The organism is Sphingobacterium sp. GQ94, from assembly GCF_059758715.1.
This window is the reverse complement of sequence record NZ_JCAXEC010000002.1, coordinates 287196-304619: the sequence shown is the minus strand read 5'-3', so window position 1 is coordinate 304619 and position 17424 is coordinate 287196. Positions and strand designations below refer to the sequence as shown.

The 17424-nt window shown below is 34.1% G+C and carries 17 protein-coding genes; 9 read left to right on the top strand and 8 right to left on the bottom strand.

The window, feature by feature from the left end; translation table 11 throughout:
* Positions 1 to 6 precede the first annotated feature (6 nt).
* The 4 genes from AC6CHH_RS03025 to AC6CHH_RS03010 are packed head-to-tail and all read right to left on the bottom strand — an operon-like array spanning position 7 to position 3434.
* Positions 7 to 816, bottom strand: coding sequence for a phosphate ABC transporter ATP-binding protein (locus AC6CHH_RS03025; RefSeq protein ID WP_498279592.1), 810 nt, complete (start codon positions 814 to 816; stop codon positions 7 to 9).
* On the bottom strand, positions 771 to 1625 hold the full coding sequence (locus AC6CHH_RS03020; protein WP_498279590.1) for a PstA family ABC transporter permease: 855 nt from the start codon (positions 1623 to 1625) through the stop codon (positions 771 to 773). Before AC6CHH_RS03020 ends, AC6CHH_RS03025 begins: the two co-directional genes overlap by 46 nt.
* Positions 1625 to 2512, bottom strand: a complete 888-nt coding sequence (pstC, locus tag AC6CHH_RS03015) for a phosphate ABC transporter permease subunit PstC (protein WP_498279588.1) — start codon at positions 2510 to 2512, stop codon at positions 1625 to 1627. The genes AC6CHH_RS03020 and pstC overlap by 1 nt, the downstream gene beginning before the upstream one ends.
* The gene (locus AC6CHH_RS03010; RefSeq protein WP_498279586.1) at positions 2502 to 3434 is read right to left on the bottom strand and encodes a PstS family phosphate ABC transporter substrate-binding protein; all 933 of its coding nucleotides are present in this window, start codon (positions 3432 to 3434) and stop codon (positions 2502 to 2504) included. The genes pstC and AC6CHH_RS03010 overlap by 11 nt, the downstream gene beginning before the upstream one ends.
* 218 nt (positions 3435 to 3652) lie before the next feature.
* Here AC6CHH_RS03010 and AC6CHH_RS03005 point away from each other — a divergent pair, with 218 nt between their 5' ends.
* From AC6CHH_RS03005 to AC6CHH_RS02980, 6 genes are read left to right on the top strand one after another with little or no spacing between them, the layout of a single operon-like run.
* Positions 3653 to 5758, top strand: coding sequence for a ferredoxin-like domain-containing protein (locus tag AC6CHH_RS03005; protein WP_498279584.1), 2106 nt, complete (start codon positions 3653 to 3655; stop codon positions 5756 to 5758).
* Between the two features lie 14 nt (positions 5759 to 5772).
* Positions 5773 to 6540 (top strand): uroporphyrinogen-III C-methyltransferase, encoded by a 768-nt coding sequence (cobA, locus tag AC6CHH_RS03000; RefSeq protein ID WP_498279582.1) that lies wholly within the window; start codon positions 5773 to 5775, stop codon positions 6538 to 6540.
* 55 nt (positions 6541 to 6595) lie between these two features.
* On the top strand, positions 6596 to 7117 hold the full coding sequence (locus tag AC6CHH_RS02995) for a precorrin-2 dehydrogenase/sirohydrochlorin ferrochelatase family protein (protein ID WP_498279580.1): 522 nt from the start codon (positions 6596 to 6598) through the stop codon (positions 7115 to 7117).
* A gap of 1 nt (position 7118) precedes the next feature.
* Positions 7119 to 7817 (top strand): phosphoadenylyl-sulfate reductase, encoded by a 699-nt coding sequence (locus AC6CHH_RS02990; protein WP_498279578.1) that lies wholly within the window; start codon positions 7119 to 7121, stop codon positions 7815 to 7817.
* A 12-nt stretch (positions 7818 to 7829) separates the two neighbouring features.
* Positions 7830 to 8720: a sulfate adenylyltransferase subunit CysD gene (cysD, locus tag AC6CHH_RS02985; protein WP_498279576.1), complete on the top strand. Its 891-nt coding sequence runs from the start codon at positions 7830 to 7832 to the stop codon at positions 8718 to 8720.
* A gap of 54 nt (positions 8721 to 8774) precedes the next feature.
* Complete coding sequence (locus AC6CHH_RS02980) at positions 8775 to 10016, top strand: sulfate adenylyltransferase subunit 1 (protein ID WP_498279574.1); 1242 nt, start codon at positions 8775 to 8777, stop codon at positions 10014 to 10016.
* Positions 10017 to 10147: 131 nt separating this feature from the next.
* On the opposite strand, the gene AC6CHH_RS02975 is transcribed toward AC6CHH_RS02980, so the two are convergent.
* Complete coding sequence (locus AC6CHH_RS02975; RefSeq protein ID WP_498279572.1) at positions 10148 to 11107, bottom strand: M60 family metallopeptidase; 960 nt, start codon at positions 11105 to 11107, stop codon at positions 10148 to 10150.
* Positions 11052 to 11747, bottom strand: coding sequence for a hypothetical protein (locus AC6CHH_RS02970; protein WP_498279570.1), 696 nt, complete (start codon positions 11745 to 11747; stop codon positions 11052 to 11054). The genes AC6CHH_RS02975 and AC6CHH_RS02970 overlap by 56 nt, the downstream gene beginning before the upstream one ends.
* A 167-nt stretch (positions 11748 to 11914) precedes the next feature.
* On the opposite strand from AC6CHH_RS02970, the gene bla reads away from it, so the two are divergent.
* Both bla and AC6CHH_RS02960 read left to right on the top strand, forming a co-directional pair.
* On the top strand, positions 11915 to 12829 hold the full coding sequence (gene bla, locus AC6CHH_RS02965) for a class A beta-lactamase (RefSeq protein WP_498279568.1): 915 nt from the start codon (positions 11915 to 11917) through the stop codon (positions 12827 to 12829).
* A 60-nt stretch (positions 12830 to 12889) separates the two neighbouring features.
* On the top strand, positions 12890 to 13456 hold the full coding sequence (locus tag AC6CHH_RS02960) for a DUF4256 domain-containing protein (RefSeq protein ID WP_498279566.1): 567 nt from the start codon (positions 12890 to 12892) through the stop codon (positions 13454 to 13456).
* 249 nt (positions 13457 to 13705) lie between these two features.
* On the opposite strand, the gene AC6CHH_RS02955 is transcribed toward AC6CHH_RS02960, so the two are convergent.
* Complete coding sequence (locus tag AC6CHH_RS02955; RefSeq protein WP_498279564.1) at positions 13706 to 14605, bottom strand: sugar phosphate isomerase/epimerase family protein; 900 nt, start codon at positions 14603 to 14605, stop codon at positions 13706 to 13708.
* A gap of 343 nt (positions 14606 to 14948) precedes the next feature.
* Positions 14949 to 15968, bottom strand: a complete 1020-nt coding sequence (locus tag AC6CHH_RS02950; protein WP_498279562.1) for a D-cysteine desulfhydrase family protein — start codon at positions 15966 to 15968, stop codon at positions 14949 to 14951.
* A gap of 109 nt (positions 15969 to 16077) precedes the next feature.
* On the opposite strand from AC6CHH_RS02950, the gene gdhA reads away from it, so the two are divergent.
* Positions 16078 to 17412: an NADP-specific glutamate dehydrogenase gene (gene gdhA, locus AC6CHH_RS02945; protein ID WP_498279560.1), complete on the top strand. Its 1335-nt coding sequence runs from the start codon at positions 16078 to 16080 to the stop codon at positions 17410 to 17412.
* Positions 17413 to 17424 lie beyond the last annotated feature (12 nt).

The window sequence follows — 17424 nt, the reverse complement described above, 5'->3', positions numbered from 1 at the left end:
TGCTATTTAAGAAATATACCCCTTAACGTATTGTTTTGTCAATTCATGCTTTGGGTTCAATAAAATCTCTTCTGATTTACCAAATTCAATAATCTCACCATTATATAGAAAGAGAATATAGTCTGAAACCCTTCTTGCTTGGCGAAGAATATGGGTTACTAGAACAATGGTATAATCCTTTTTTAAATCAATAAGAAGATTTTCAATTATTTGGGTTGAAATAGGATCTAAGGCAGATGTTGATTCATCTCCAAGAATAATTTCAGGCTCAACGGCTAAACCTCTCGCTAAACAAAGCCTTTGCTGTTGTCCAATGGATAAACGAGTGGCAGAGGTGTCCAAGCGTTCTTTTACCTCGTCCCACAGCCCAACATTTCTTAATTGTTGTTCAACAATTGCTTTCAATATTTTACGATCTCTCTGTCCATGAATTTTGGGACCATATGCAATATTGTCGAAAATAGACATTGGCAGTGGAAATGGTTTTTGAGATAATAAGCCCATTTTTTTTCGAATATGTGTTACCTCAGCATTTTTATCATAAATATCTTCACCATTAACCAATACAGATCCTTCCACTTTGACATCTTTAGAATCATCCATTAATCTATTAAGGGTCTTTAAGAGTGTAGTTTTGCCACATCCAGAGGGTCCAATAATTGAGGTGATACTATTATTGGGGATATCAAGATTGATATTTTTAAGAATTTGTTGATTCTCGACAAAAACATTCAAGTTTTTAATTTGAATATGCGGACGAGATGGAATTTCTATATTTTGTGTTTCTTTTGTTTGGAGGCTAGGTAATGTGTACATAAAACTATTAATAAAATTATGATTGTTAATATTAATGCAGACGCATAAGCACGCCCTTGAACCTCAGCAATTGGGCTACTCAATTGAAAGAAAATAGCCAAGGGTAACGTCGCCGTCGGTTCATCTAAATACAACGGAATATTATCACTAAAACCTGTTGTAAGCAAAACACCAGCAACGTCACCAATTGCTCTGCCGAATGCGAGCAATATGGCAGTGAAAAGCCCTGGTTTTATATAACTTAATACAACCTTAGCCGTTTCCCATCTTGTTGCCCCTAATGAAGATGTTATATTTTTTAGATCAACAGGTACTGTATTTATTAACTCATCGAGTGTTCTTACCACAATGGGAATAGTTAATAAGGTAATGGTAATAATTCCTCCAAGTAGAGAAGCCCTAATTCCTAACCAAACCATAATGCTAAAGGCAATAGCCCCATATACTATTGACGGGATGCCAAAGAGTACATCAAAAAGCAGTTTTGACGACCTGGAAATAAATGATCCACTTTTGATGTAAATATTTAAATAAAGGGTAATTGGAATTCCTACCGCAATAGCCAAAATAGTTGAAAATCCAGCTAAATAAAGGGAACCTAAAATAGCATTTAAAATTCCTCCAGATTTTCCTATATAAAATCCACCTTGAGGAGTCTGAGATACCATTTCCCAGGACAAATAAGGTAATCCCTTAATAAGTATTGTACCTATAATAAAAAACAACGATCCTGTTATAATGATACCAGAACATTGCATGCAAATTTTCGCAATTCGTTCCTTTCTAAGTCTCCATTGAATGTTACTCATTAATGTTTGCCCTCCAGTCTATTTAAAATAACACGAGATATTAAATTGAATACGAAAATGATTACGAATAACAATAAGGCTGCAAACATTAAAGCAGAATCATAAAGGGGAATAGACATCATTTCTCCAAAATTATTTGCAATTAATGCCGGAATAGGATAACCTGCATCAAATATTGACTTTGGTATTTGGGGAATATTACCACAAACCATCAATACAGCAATTGTTTCTCCGAAAGCTCGTGAAACAGCCAAAACAATTGCTGCAATAATTCCTGGCTTAGCCTTCTTTAATACTACGTGTTGAATTGTTTCCCAACGAGTTGCTCCTAAAGAGAGTGAAACTGATTTCAATTCTAAAGGAATAGTTTGTAAAACTTCGACCAGAATGCTAACCATGATGGGAAAAATCATTACAGCTAATACAATTCCTCCCGCGAAAACTGAATAACCAGTCATAGTGATGCCTAAAAGTGGAGCAATTATGTTCCCTAAAATTGGTACAACAAAAAGCACTCCCCAAACCCCATAAAGTACTGGTGGAATTGCGGCAAGAACATTGACAAGCGGCAATACCATATTACGTAGCTTATCTGATGCATATTCTACTAAGTAAACAGATGCAGCAATACATAAAGGAACTGCAATCACCAGAGATATAAGTGTGACCCAAATCGTTCCCATTATAAATGATAAAAAACCGAAATTGCCTTTCATTGGGGACCAAACACTATTGGAAATAATATTCCACAATGACTCGTATTGAAGGAGCGGCTTTGCTTTAACACAAAGACCAATGACAATTAAAATAATGACCAATAATACAATCAAAAGTAAGGCCGCTGAAATATTTTTTATAATCGTGTCCTTAATTAATCTATAACTCATTTGGTTTTAACTTTTTAAGTTCATTTTCAATAGCCTGTTTGTTCAATGGAACGTACCCATTATCTAATAGATGACCCTGTTCTTTTTCAGAGAGTATGAATTTGAAAAATTCAACCAATAATTTTGTTTGTTTATCAGCTCGAATAACAAAAGTCAAATCCCGAGATGGGGGAGATGGATAAATTTCTTTGGCAACCGCTGAACATAATTCATCGATATTTTCATAAAAATTCTCGAGGGAATCAATCTGACCATTACTATTAAGATCAATCGGTATAGACATTATCCCTGGATTTGTCTTTTTTGTTTTCAGGTTATAAACATAATTGATATTATTAAATCCAATTGCCAATGGATTTTCAATAATTGCCTGTGCCAAGCCTGGATCCCCAAATATTCCAATACCCCTCAATTCTTCCTGAGTGGCTCCAAAGAATTTGGCCCAAGTTTCAGCAGCGCCGGCGGCATCAGATCTTACATACGTCTCAATAGGGTCATGTGTAAATCGAGGATCAATTTCATTCCAAGTTTTATAACTATTTTTAATAAATATTCCTTCTAATTCTAGTTGTGTGAGTCCTCTTTGTTTAATGAGATCAGCGTTTGGGTGTTTATTATTAATTGTCCCAATTACGGCATCTTTTGCAACATGGATAGGGTAGGCTCCCTTATCAACTTCAATTTGATGCAAATCTCTTGAAACAAGCCCGACGTCCACCATATTAGTTAACACATCAGATATTCCTTTACCTGCACCGCCTGCAGATATATTGAATCGGACATTGGGATTATTTTTTTTAAAATCTTCAGACCAAATTACTGCTAAAGGATACAAAGCGAATGCCCCTGATATAGAAATTGTTCCTACATATCCTTTTTCTTTATCATATCCCTCAGAAATTTTTGGGGCGCATGAATACATGAAATAAAGGGTTATAATACTGAAAATTAAATACTTATAATTGTTCACACATTGTAATTTAAAAATCATCTTAAAACTAGCGCTACAAATATATACTAATTCAGTAGATTTAATGTACTTAATAGATATTTATTTTATACATTTGTCAAAGAAACATTATCAATTACTAAAGGAATACTAATTAACGTTACGTATTTCATAATTATTAAATAAAACTTATGCAGAGCTTTCGTACTGAATTAGAGAATCCACTCGTAGAACAAGAGGTTATCGAGTTAGAAAGAAGGATTAGAAACTTTCAGAAAGGCAATATCCCTGAAGAAAAGTTTAGATCGTTAAGGTTAGCTAGGGGAATTTACGGTCAACGTCAACCTGGGGTGCAAATGGTGCGAATTAAGTTACCATTTGGGAGAGTAACTTTTAAACAAATTTTAAGAATTTCAGATATTTCTGATGAGTATGCTAGTAATAATCTGCACCTAACTACTCGACAAGATATTCAGATTCATTATGTCAGTTTGGATAAAACACCAGAGCTTTGGGCCAAACTCGCGGAGGATCAACTTACCATTAGGGAAGCATGCGGTAATACAGTTAGAAATGTGACTGCCTCTCCAACCGCTGGAATTGATCCAAATGAACCTTTTGATGTTTCTTCATATGCTCATGCTGCATTTTCTTATTTTTTGAGAAATCCTATTTGTGCTGAAATGGGACGAAAATTTAAATTAGCATTTTCCGCAAGTGATGAGGATACTGCATTTTCATATATCCATGACTTCGGATTCATTCCTAAAATAAAAACTGAAAACGGTCAAGAAATAAGGGGATTCAAAGTGATGCTTGGTGGAGGATTAGGTGCACAACCCCTTACAGCATTTCCAGTCCATGACTTCATGCCTGAGCAAGACATTATACCTTATATTGAGGCTACTATCCGTGTTTTTGATCGCCATGGAGAAAGAACCAATCGCAATAAAGCCAGATTTAAATATTTAATTCAAAAACTGGGTTTAGAAACTGTATTGGAACTAATAGAACAAGAAAAGGTAGCCATAAAAAATAAAAAAGTTGAGATTGACTACAACATAATCCCACAGCCTGAGGCACCAAATAAACCCGTTGTTGAGGTACTGCCGATTGATCCAATTGGCTTTGAGATTTGGAAAAGCACCAATATTTTTGAGCAAAAGCAAAAAGGTTATTATGGAGTATATGCCAATATTCAAACGGGTGATATTAGTACAAAAAAGGCGAGAATACTAATCGATGGTTTAAAGGATCACGTGGCCGACGATATTAGAATAACTCAAGATCAAAACTTGTTATTCAAATTTGTTAGACCAGAATCTTTTGCCCATGTCTATAATTTATTGTTTTCTTTGGGTTTTGCTAAACCGGGGCACAATAGCACAGCAGATATTACAACATGTCCAGGTACCGATACCTGTAATTTAGGTATTTCCAATTCAACGGAAATGGCTAGAGTTTTAGAGAATTACATTCATGAATTCCATTCAGATTTCATACACGAACAGGAGTTTAAAATCAAAATTTCCGGATGTATGAATTCATGTGGTCAACATGGTTTAGCTCATTTAGGATTTCATGGTAGCTCTTTAAAATCTGGAGGAAACGTAATACCCGCTGCCCAGGTCTTACTAGCTGGCGGAACTATAGGTGATGGAATTGGAAGAATGGCTGAAAGGGTAATTAAAGTACCAACAAAAAGAGTGCTTCAAGTCGTAGATTTAATTCTTTCAGATTATAAAGCCAACAAGGAAATTGATCAAAATTTTCATCAGTATTATGATCTTAAAACAAAGGATTACTTCTACAAGCTTTTAAAACCACTATCTGATCTCACCAATTTAACAACAGATGAGCTTCTGGATTGGGGACACGAAGAAACATATACTACTGCAATTGGGGTTGGTGAATGTGCCGGAGTAATAATTGATTTAGTAGCCACATTATTTTATGATGCGGAAGAAAAAATAGAGTTAGCTAACTTAACATTAAAAAACGATCAATATGCAGATGCTATTTATCACACATACAGTTCCTTTATTTGGACAGCAAAAGCGTTATTACTAGACAAAGGGATAAGTGTTTCTACGCAAGTTGCAGTGATAAATGGATTTGATGAACATTATGTTAATACAGGAATAATTAAATTGTCTAAATCATTCTCAGATCTTGTTTTACAGATCAACAAATATGAACCTTCAAAAGAATTTGCAGAAACTTATTTAAAACAAGCAACCGTTTTTAACTTAGAAGGAGTTCAACTTAGAGAAGAATTAAGATCAGTTAGTCAATAAATTAGGTGGAGGAGATGAAAGAAGTAAAACCATTGGTGACCTTAGTTGGAGCTGGTCCAGGCGACCCAGATCTAATTACATTGAAAGGAATTAAGGCAATTCAAAATGCGGATGTAATACTTTATGATGCATTAGTTAATGAAGAAATTTTGGATTATGCAAAAGATTCATGTACAAAAATATATGTAGGCAAAAGAGCCGAAAGACTATCAACCTCTCAGGATTATATTAATCAACTCTTAGTAGATTATGCCTTGACCCATGGTCATGTCGTTAGATTAAAAGGGGGTGATCCGTTTGTATTTGGAAGAGGTGGGGAGGAGCTTGATTTTGTTCGTCAATTTCATATTCAAACTGCTGTAATACCAGGAATATCTTCCTCAGTTGGATTAACAGGATTACAACAAATCCCCTTGACTTATAGGGGCATTTCAGAATCTTTCTGGGTTATTACAGGTGCAACTACGGCAGGGAAATTGTCTGAAGATCTCTATAAAGCCGTACAGACCAACGCAACTGTAGTCGTTTTAATGGGTTTTTCAAAACTTAAAGAAATTGTAGAACTTTATCAGCTTAATGGCAAAGGAAGTTTGCCAATTGCATTAATTCAAAATGGTTCATTACCAAATGAAAGGATTGTATTAGGAAATATCGATACGATACTACAGGAATCAGAAAGATCATTAATTGGTGTACCAGCGATAATTGTTCTTGGTGAAGTTGTAGCTAAACATCAAGATTTCCAAACCGTTAAACAAGAATTACAATATATTCAGTCGTAAAATGAATACGCTATTTCCCGTATACCTTAAGCTTGATCAAATAAACACCTTATTGGTGGGGGCTGGTAATGTAGGATTAGAAAAACTAAATGCGATTATAAATAATTCCCCTGAGGCAAAAATTACACTTGTTTCAGAAACCATCAGCCCAGCATGTACTAATTTCATTAAAGGTAGGCCTAATATTAGGCTGGAAATCAGACCTTTTAAAGATGAAGACTTGCAAGGAAAACAATTAATTGTTTTAGCCACTAACAATTCAACCTTAAACGATCATATTAGGGGGCTTGCTTCTCAAAAGGGAATATTATTGAATGTTGCAGATAAACCGAGTCTATGTGATTTTTATTTAGGTTCAGTGGTGCAAAAAGGAAATTTAAAAATAGGAATTTCTACAAATGGCAAATCTCCTACAATTGCTAAACGTTTAAAAGAAATATTAAATGATTTACTTCCTGAGGAAATAGATGAAACTCTAACATTGATGTCTGAATTGCGAGAACAATTAAAAGGTGATTTACAGGATAAAATAACAGCATTGAATGCTCATACGCAACAATTAATTAAAAAGAAGTAGTATGCTGAATCAAATTAAACAGGATATACAGGGATTGAGGGCGGAAGAAATCCTTGCTTATATAGATAAAAATTTTGGAAATAAGGTAGTTTTTTCAACCTCATTTGGAATAGAAGATCAGGTGATCACTCACATGCTTTCTCAAATAAAAGCGAAAACTTCCATTTTCACATTGGACACTGGTCGAATGTTTACCGAAACTTATTATGTATGGAATAGAACTTTGGAAATCTACAAGCTTCCAATAAAAACCTATTATCCTGATACACAATCTGTTCAAGACTTAGTTTCTCTCAAGGGCCCTTCAAGCTTCTATGAATCTATAGAAAACAGGAAGGAATGTTGTTTTATTCGAAAAATTGAACCTTTGAAAAGAGCTATAAAAGGCTATACAATTTGGATAACAGGTATTCGAGCTGAGCAATCCGAAAATAGAGATCAAATGGAAATAGTGGAATGGGATGAAGGTAATAAAATCATCAAAATTCATCCGTTATTTCATTGGACACTAAAGAAAGTTGAAGATTTTCTTAAAACGAATTTTGTTCCCTATAACCCATTGCACGACAAAGGGTATCCTAGTATTGGTTGTCAACCCTGCACTAGAGCAATAATAGAAGGGGAAGACTTTAGAGCCGGCCGTTGGTGGTGGGAAGATAAAAGCAAAAAGGAGTGTGGATTACATATTACAAGTAAATAATAAAATTAAATAATGGACTACTTAGATCAATTAGAGGCAGAAGCCATTTATATACTTAGAGAGGTTGCGGGTCAATTTGAAAACCCTGCTTTATTATTCTCAGGAGGAAAAGACTCCATTACATTGGTTCATCTGGCTAAAAAAGCGTTTAGGCCCGGAAAATTTCCTTTTCCTTTAGTCCATATAGATACTGGCCATAATTTTCCCGAAACCATTGAATTTAGAGATTGGTTAGTTCAACAAACAGGTGAAAAATTGATTGTCGGCTATGTACAGGACAGCATTGATTCGGGAAAAGTAATTGAACAAAAAGGCAAAAATGCTAGCAGAAATTCATTACAAACAACCACTTTATTAGATACTATTGAAAAATTTGGATTTGATGCTTGTATCGGTGGGGCACGTAGAGACGAAGAAAAGGCTAGAGCAAAGGAAAGAATTTTTTCAGTACGGGATGAATTTGGACAATGGGATCCAAAAAGACAGCGACCAGAACTGTGGAATATTTTCAACGGAAAGATCCAAAAAGGAGAAAACGTACGCGTATTCCCAATTTCAAACTGGACGGAATTGGATGTTTGGAATTATATTAAAAGAGAAAAAATAGACCTTCCTTCTATTTATTTTAGTCATCTTAGAGATGTTGTATTTCGCAATGGACAGTGGATGGCTGCAGATCCTGCATTACAAATTGATGTTAGTGATATTATTGAACACAAGTCTGTCCGTTTCAGGACAGTAGGTGATATGACATGTACTGCTGCTGTAGATTCAGAAGCTACGGAATTAGACGACATTATTGCTGAAATTAGAGCCTCGACAGTGAGTGAAAGAGGGGCTAGAATGGATGACAAAGTATCAGAGGCTGCAATGGAAGATCGCAAAAAACAAGGATATTTTTAGTCTTTGTTAGGATAGTAAATTCATCACAAAATAATATAAATTCGTAAACAACAGATGAACATAATAAAATTTTTAACCGCTGGATCAGTTGATGATGGAAAAAGTACATTAATTGGTAGATTATTGTATGACACCAATTCAATTCTTGATGATCAGTTGGAAGCTATTCAAAAAGCTAACAGAAAAAACGATGATGGTACCGTTGACTTAGCTATTTTAACGGACGGCCTAAAAGCGGAACGTGAGCAAGGCATTACGATAGACGTTGCGTATAAATATTTTCAAACTGAAAAAAGAAAATTTATTATAGCAGATGCACCAGGCCATATTCAATACACGCGGAACATGGTCACCGGGGCCTCAAATTCTGATTTGATTATCATCTTAATTGATGCCAGAAAAGGGGTAATAGAACAGACTAAAAGACATTCATTTTTAGCCAAATTATTGGGAATAAAAAAAATCCTGGTATGTGTTAATAAAATGGATATGAAAGATTATGAATTAGCTGTATATGAAAATATAAAATCGGACTATTTAAATCTAGCGAATAAATTAGAACTGGAAGATGTTGATTTCATACCAGTATCTGCACTTAAAGGCGATAATATCGTTCATAATTCCGATAGAACACCTTGGTACACAGGACCTTCATTGTTGAATTATCTGGAAAATGTTGAAATTAAACAGACTCTAAATAACGGCTGGCGCTTTCCAGTTCAATGGGTCATACGACCACAAAGCGCTGAATTACATGACTATAGAGGTTATGCTGGAAGAGTGTTAGGAGAGGGGCTTAAAGTAGGAGAAGAAATAATTGTGTATCCTGCTGGAATAAAATCAAAAATAAAATCGATAGAATTTAATCAAAAAGAATTGCTTGAAGCAAAAAATGGTTCTTCAGTAATCGTTCATCTGACTGATCAAGTTGATATTTCCCGAGGTGATTTTATCGTAAGTGCAAATTATCCAGCGTTGACTCAACGGATTTTCGAAGCAAATATTTCTTGGTTTGAAACCAAAGATTTAGACATCAATCAAGTATATCTATTACAAACTCATAGCAAAACGACAAAAATCAAAATTCAAGAAATTCTATACAAGTATGATGTACATACACAGGATCAATTGAAAAATCAGCCAATCCAATTAAATGACATTGGTCGAGTTCTTATCAAAGCTGCTGAAGATGTCGTATTTGATAGACAACAAGATTTTCCTGAAAACTCTAGAGCTATTATTATCGACCCAAGAACAAATATCACAGTAGCTGCAGCAATAATTCAAGAAGTATAAATTACAAAGACAACCTATATGGGGAAGTCTTTGTAATATTCTATTTAACATAATATAAATTATTGGACAGATATATATCCTGAAGTAAAAGTCAAAAATTAGGCGAATCGCGTACGATGCTATTGATTCTCTTAATCCGTAAGCGTCGAGATATCTATTTTTGGTTTTGACAAATTCAAAGCTTTTATAGTTTTCTTACACTCATCTACCATTTCTTGAGTCATATTATACGTGTAAGCGCCATAATCGTCATATTTTAGTTCGCCCACATAAAAAAAGCCATATTTATCAAAGAAATCAGTTAAATCTAATTTTGAAATTTCACAGGCCGTTTTTACAAAATTTAATTGATGCACCGCTGGATTCCTTTCAATTACAACAGGCGCTTTTCCCCAACTTTCACGAATGCGTTGCCTGGTTGGAGTATTATTAGAATTTTGTTTTCTAAATGCTTCAAATAAATCAGGATAAAAATCTGGATTAGAACCTATTCCAGAGAAATATAATTGTAGCTGCCAAAATGGAACTAAACGGTTGAAAACATCTGGATCTTGTAAATAGGATATATTTCCTTCGATAATGCTTTTACGAGCAGATTGATAATTATTTTGTTCTAAAATTCTAGAATTATTACCAAAAGATGTTGTAACATATAAAGAAAATAGATTATTACTTACTTCTCCTAAACCACCCCATCTAAACATGGGAGTAGTTTGATGGACATGACCGACTTCATGGCTGAATCCCCAACATGGATCCCCTTTAATTACGCGATTGGGGTCCACAACCATTGCCATTGCATAGCCTTTTTTATCTCCCATATAGGCTACACCGTCCCCATCTCTAAACATGTAGTAATTAAAATTCACTCTAGATAATATTTTATTTTTTGGAACCTTGTTATGCTTAACTAGTCCCATAATCTTGTATTGTCTATATATCAAGGAATCATAATTACTGATGAGCTCAACTCCTTTATTGTAAGCATATTTTTTCATAGCTTGTACGGGATAAACAACTTGAATATGTTGTCCTTTAGCATCCAATATGGGAAATACGGCCCTGATCAATAAAAGTATTCCAATCACCATTATTATGTTTATTTATGTCAAAATACCCATTATCTTTGCCAGTAATAAAGTGAATGCTTATGGGGTTCTCAGAGTTAGGTTTATCAGAAAAATAGCTAACATAAGCTAAACTACCATAGTCAGTTAGATTAATTATATTAACTCCATTCTTAAGATAAAACTCTTGTTTTTCAATTCCCCAACCCTTTGGATCTTTGGTTGGATCTTCTGGATTAGGTGCTTTTCTTAACCAATTTGGAACGATTAATTTTACATCTTTATCTTTCTGAATACCATCTACTATTACAACATGTTTTCCTATCGGTAGATAAACGCCTGTTATATTTTCGTATTTACTATAGCCATCTCCAATACTTAATTCTTGCCCTAATATCCTTGGAGACAATTTGGCTTGATAAACTGCAAATTTATATTTGCTTGTAGATTTTCCCTCTAAAAGCGCATAAGCATATTCTTTTATTTGAGGATTATTAATTTTGTCAAGCTGCTTTTTGCTCATGTTATTTTTGAGTTTAAGAGCCATTGGGTCTTCAAAAACAGACAAATAATCATACGCTTGTTGGTAATCCTTTGCTGTCTGCGCAACAGAAGAAAAACTTAAAAATAATGCTGAAGATAGCATGAAAGTGAATAATTTCATATTTAGGAATATTAATTTCATCTCTAAAATACATTATTATTATATATTTCATCTTTGGGCTTTTTTAATATCATTACTTATCTTTGTTATAGCAATAAGCAAACGATTGTTTAATTTAAAAATATTTTACATCCAAGATATATCACCACCAAAAAATCATTTTCTTCATGCATTATTTAATCGCAATATCCCCTATTCTATTTTCATTAGGTCCCTCTATTAATTATGCTTCTGCACAATCAATAGAGAAATTGGAATCCGATATAACTAAAATCATTGATAGATACGAGGCCAAAGTTGGAGTAGCGATTCACAATGCTAATTTTACGGATAGTTTAATTATTAATGGAGATTATCACTATCCCTTACAAAGTGTTTATAAAGTTCATTTGGGCATTGCTGTATTAGATCAGATAGATAAAGGTAATCTACAATTGACTCAACCTATTGAAATTACCGAACAACGAGTTAATACTGATATTTATAGTCCAATTAAAGATAAATTTCCAAACGGGGTAACCTTAGGCATTGATGAGATTTTAAAATATTCTATATCGCAAAGTGACAATGTAGCTTGCGACGTATTATTTGAATTGCTAGGCGGTCCCGAAAAGGTCCAGCAATATTTTATTGCCAATGGCTACAATAACCTATCGATCAAATGGACTGAGGAAATCCAACAACACAATTGGAACATCCAATTTGAAAATTGGACCACTGTTTCCTCTGTCAATAAGATTCTATATGATTATTATGTGAATAAAAATAACTTATTATCAAAGAGCTCTCATCAATATCTATGGGACACGATGCGTTCAACGATGACTGGTAAAAATCAGTTGAAAGCAAACCTACCTAAAGGAACTGTAGTTGCACATAAAACAGGTTATTCTGGACAACATCCTGACACGAAAGAAATTGCTGCACTTAACGATGTTGGTGTAATTACATTGCCCAATGGAGAGGTGTTTTTTATTAGTGTGTTTGTCACAAACTCAAAAGAAGATTTATCCACAAGTGCAAAAATTATAGCGGAAATTGCTAAAGCAACTTGGGATTACTTTATCCATCAGAAAATCTAATTAAGAACATATTTTAGATTGATTTTTTAAATTCTAAGGTGTGCTTAAAACAAAAACAAAATGAAAAATAATATAAAAGAGAATTCTCTTCTACCCGAAGATTCTGTAGAATTAATAGCCATACTCCAGCATCGATTTGAAAATAATATGATTCGTCATAAAGATTTGAAATGGGAAAAGGTTATTGCTAAATTAGATCAAAACAAGTTATGGTCTTTAAAGCAGATGGAAGAAACTCTGGGAGAACCAGATGTAGTAGCATATGACAGTCTAGCTGACGAGTATATTTTCATGGATTGTTCTAAAGAAAGTCCCAAAAACCGCCGAAGTATTTGTTACGATTATGAAGCCTTAGAATCTAGGAAAACCCATAAACCAGAACACAGCGCAGTTGAAATGGCTAATGAAATGGGAATTAAATTACTTAGTGAAGAAGAATATCAATTTCTTCAAACGTTGGGGAATTTTGACCTGAAGTCCTCAAGCTGGTTACTAACTCCAGATGAAATCCGTGAAAAAGGGGGTGCAATATTTGGTGATTTGCGATTTGGACGCGTATTTATCTATCATAATGGAGCAGAATCATATTATGGAGTTAGAGGATTCAGAGGAGCATTAAGAGTTTAGAAACCATTTTATTTTGGCTAATTAGAATATTTACTATTTAAATACCATATCCCTATATTACACAAGCCAGAAACAACAATAACTACAACAAACAGATATTCACCTAAAATACTTCTTCCTGAAAAAACGGCATGAAATACGATGATAACGCATAATGCAATTATAATTCTCAGAATTAAGGATTTTGTTTTCTTTGGCAATCGTTTTTACTTTCTTAGTGTTTGTGGCTTGTTATAATACATATGCTATCTACATTGCCAAAATTTTATCCATTGTTTCAGATAATTGTTTTAGATGTACACGATCACCTGCTCCAACCTCTAGAGTTAAATATTCTCCTTTATAATTGATATTTTCAATGGTTTCCATAATTTTAGGCCAGTTAACATCCCCTTTTGTTAACTCGACGCCAAAAGCTTTACTTAAACCTTGTTCATTCATTATTTTACGACTAAATTCCTTGACATGTAATTTGAAAATTCTGCTATTAAGAGTTTCTAACCAATGTTCTGGCCAGCCATAACGAAGAATATTTCCCAGATCAAAATACCAACCTACTAGAGGATGATTAATCTTTTCTAAGAAATGCTTTGCCTCTACAGGACTTAGAATGAAGTTGTTCCAAACATTTTCTAAACCAATTTTTACACCAGTTTTTTCAGCATGTGGTATTAATTTCCTGATCGAATCTAAGGCATTGTTATACGCCGTTTCATAGGACACCTTTTCATTTACAACCCCTGGAACAACCAACACCGTATCGCCACCTAATTCTTTTGTTTCATGAAGCGATTTTATTACGGAATCAACAATATATTTTCTGACTGAAGAATCGGGATCTGATAATGGTTTTCCCCAGTGGTCCTTATTTACTGTGCTTGGGATCTCAATTCCTGTTTTATTTTTGGCTTCTATTAGTTCCTTAATAGAAAGTTCAGAAGGCGTATTAATTTCGATACCATCATATCCTAAATCCTTAATTAATTTAAATTTATCAAGAATAGATAAATCCTCTTTGATCATATAATAACTTATTCCCTTTTTAAATTTTGATCTATTAATGGATTTAAATTCTCCTCCAATTGCTGGAGAAACCAGCGCTGTTCCGGTTAAAATGGACACCGATTTTATAAAGTCTTTTCTATGCATAATTTTTTATTGGTTTTAATTTAGTTCTATTATGAAACCTGATATATAGCAAGTTCAGTTACGCTTATTAAAGCAATTATTTACAATAATTTTGTTTTTATCGAGTATTATAGTCCAAGAATATCTATAATTTGGTAAACTTCCATCATCCAAAATGTTACATTCTTTTGAACCTAAAATAAGGGTATTCAGGATTTGTTTTTTCTGAACCACTTCCCTATTCATGAACAAAGTTAAAGGGAATAAAAAGCACCAAAATTTTCACTATTAAAACAAGAATCTTAGGATTCATATCGGAACATTTGAGGTTTAGATCAAGAATATCCGTAATAAAGATACAATATTAAAACCAATTACTATATGCAAAAATACCCGGTGTTCCTCCGGTATGAATGAATAACAATGGTTCATCCTGTGGATATTTCCCAGCTTTTATATCCGCTAAAAAACCGGTAAACGCTTTCCCGGTATATACTGGGTCTAATATAACACCTTCAGTTTGAGCCAACAGTTTAATAGTATTTAAAGTTGCCTGATCAGGAATCCCATAATCTTCACCGACATAATCATTACTCAAATTGTATTTTATGAGATTCGACAGTTGCGAAGAATCTAATAATTTAAGAATATTATTTGTTATTTTAAATGTTTCAGAGAGCAAAGGTTCATTCTCGGGCTGAACATTATAAGCATGTACATCAATATCTTTATTTATAAAAGCATATCCCGCTAGTAAGCCAGCATGTGTACCACCTGAACCACTTGCTAAAGCAATGTGATTAAAATTACGATTTACTAAGTCTGCTTGGTTTTCAATTTCAAAAACGGACCTCGCATACCCTAATCCTCCAATTGTATTAGACCCACCAATTGGAATATAATATACCCTCTCTCCTTTGGCTTCATAATAAGCTATTAAATCATTTATGAATTCATTTGCGCTACGATCTTTATCCAATTCATGGATATTAGCCTCTAACAGATTATCTAAAACTATATTTCCGTTTAATTGATAGCTCTCCGTATCTAAAGGCACACTGTTTTTTAGAATTAAATCTATTTCAAAACCATGCATTTTAGCGACCACAGCAGTTAATCTGGCATGGTTAGACTGCCTTGCTCCAACCGTGATAATTCGTGTTGCACCTTGAGATTTCGCTTGGCAAATCAAGTATTCTAATTTCCTTAATTTATTACCTCCCATCCCGAGCTCTGATAAATCGTCTCTTTTGATGAATATTTCAGTTTTAAATCGCTCGCTGATGTGCTTAAGAGGCAATAATGGGCTTGGCTGTTGTAAAAGACCAATTCTGCCTATTTCATGTTCATTTAAATAAAAATCAAAAAGCTCAGATTGTTTCATTTTCTAAAAATATAAAAAAAATCATCTAGTAACAAAGAAGTTAAAATATTGGCATAATTAACATATTTTTGGTAATATTGTGCCGAATCATATATAATATTATCAATAAATGTCCCTTAATCTTAAGAGTTTCATCAAACAGGTAGATTCCAATAATCCTAATGAACCTGAGTTTCTACAAGCTGTAACAGAAGTTGTTGAAGATCTAATCCCATATATCATTGAAAATCGTAATGATTTGATTGATATGAAGATCTTGGAAAGAATGGTTGAACCAGAAAGAATAGTTACATTTCGAGTAGCTTGGTTAGATGACAAAAATCAAATTCAAGTAAACCGTGGTTACCGCGTACAAATGAATTCAGCTATTGGACCTTATAAGGGAGGATTACGATTTGCACCAGATGTCAACCTTAGTATTTTAAAATTTCTTGCTTTCGAGCAGGTATTTAAAAATAGTTTAACTGGATTGCCTATTGGAGGTGGTAAAGGTGGTTCCAATTTTGATCCTAAAGGAAAATCAGATTTTGAAATTATGCGTTTCTGTCAGAGTTTTATGACTGAATTGCAACGTCATATTGGTTCAGAAACAGACGTTCCTGCCGGAGATATTGGCGTCGGTGGAAGAGAGATTGGTTTTTTGTTTGGTCAATACAAAAGATTACAAAACAATTTTTCAGGAGTATTAACAGGCAAAGGTACTCAATGGGGCGGTTCTTTTATTCGACCTGAAGCAACCGGATATGGATTACTTTATTTTGTGCAATGTATCTTGGATTATAATAATGATAATATTGAAGGTAAAACCATCACAATTTCAGGTGCCGGAAATGTAGCTTATTATGCCGCTGAGAAAGCGATACATCTAGGTGCCAAAGTGATTACCCTATCAAACAGTCAAGGGACTATTCACGATAGAGAGGGTTTCACTTTAGAAAAACTGCAATATATAGGAACATTAGGCAGAGATTTACACAAATATGCCAAAAAATTCACCTCAGCTACTTTCCATGCTAAGGAAAACCCATGGCAATTTAAATGTGATATTGCTCTACCTTGCGCAACACAAAACGAAATATCAGAATCTGATGCGAAAAGACTCGTTAAAAATGGATGTCACATTGTGGCTGAAGGTGCAAACATGCCTTCATCTGCCGAGGCGATAAGAATATATCATCAGGCAAAAATTCATTTTGGTCCTGGTAAAGCCGCTAATGCAGGCGGGGTAGCTGTATCGGGATTAGAGATGTCTCAAAATGCCATTGGACAACAATGGTCCCCTGAGAAGGTTGATAACCGTTTAAAAAGTATTATGGAGAATATCCATAAAACATGTGTTCGTTTCGGTAAAGAATCAAATGGTTATGTAAATTATTTACGTGGAGCCAATATTGGTGGATTCATAAAAGTTGCTGAGGCTATGAAGTCACAGGGCGTCGTATAATTAGGTTATTAT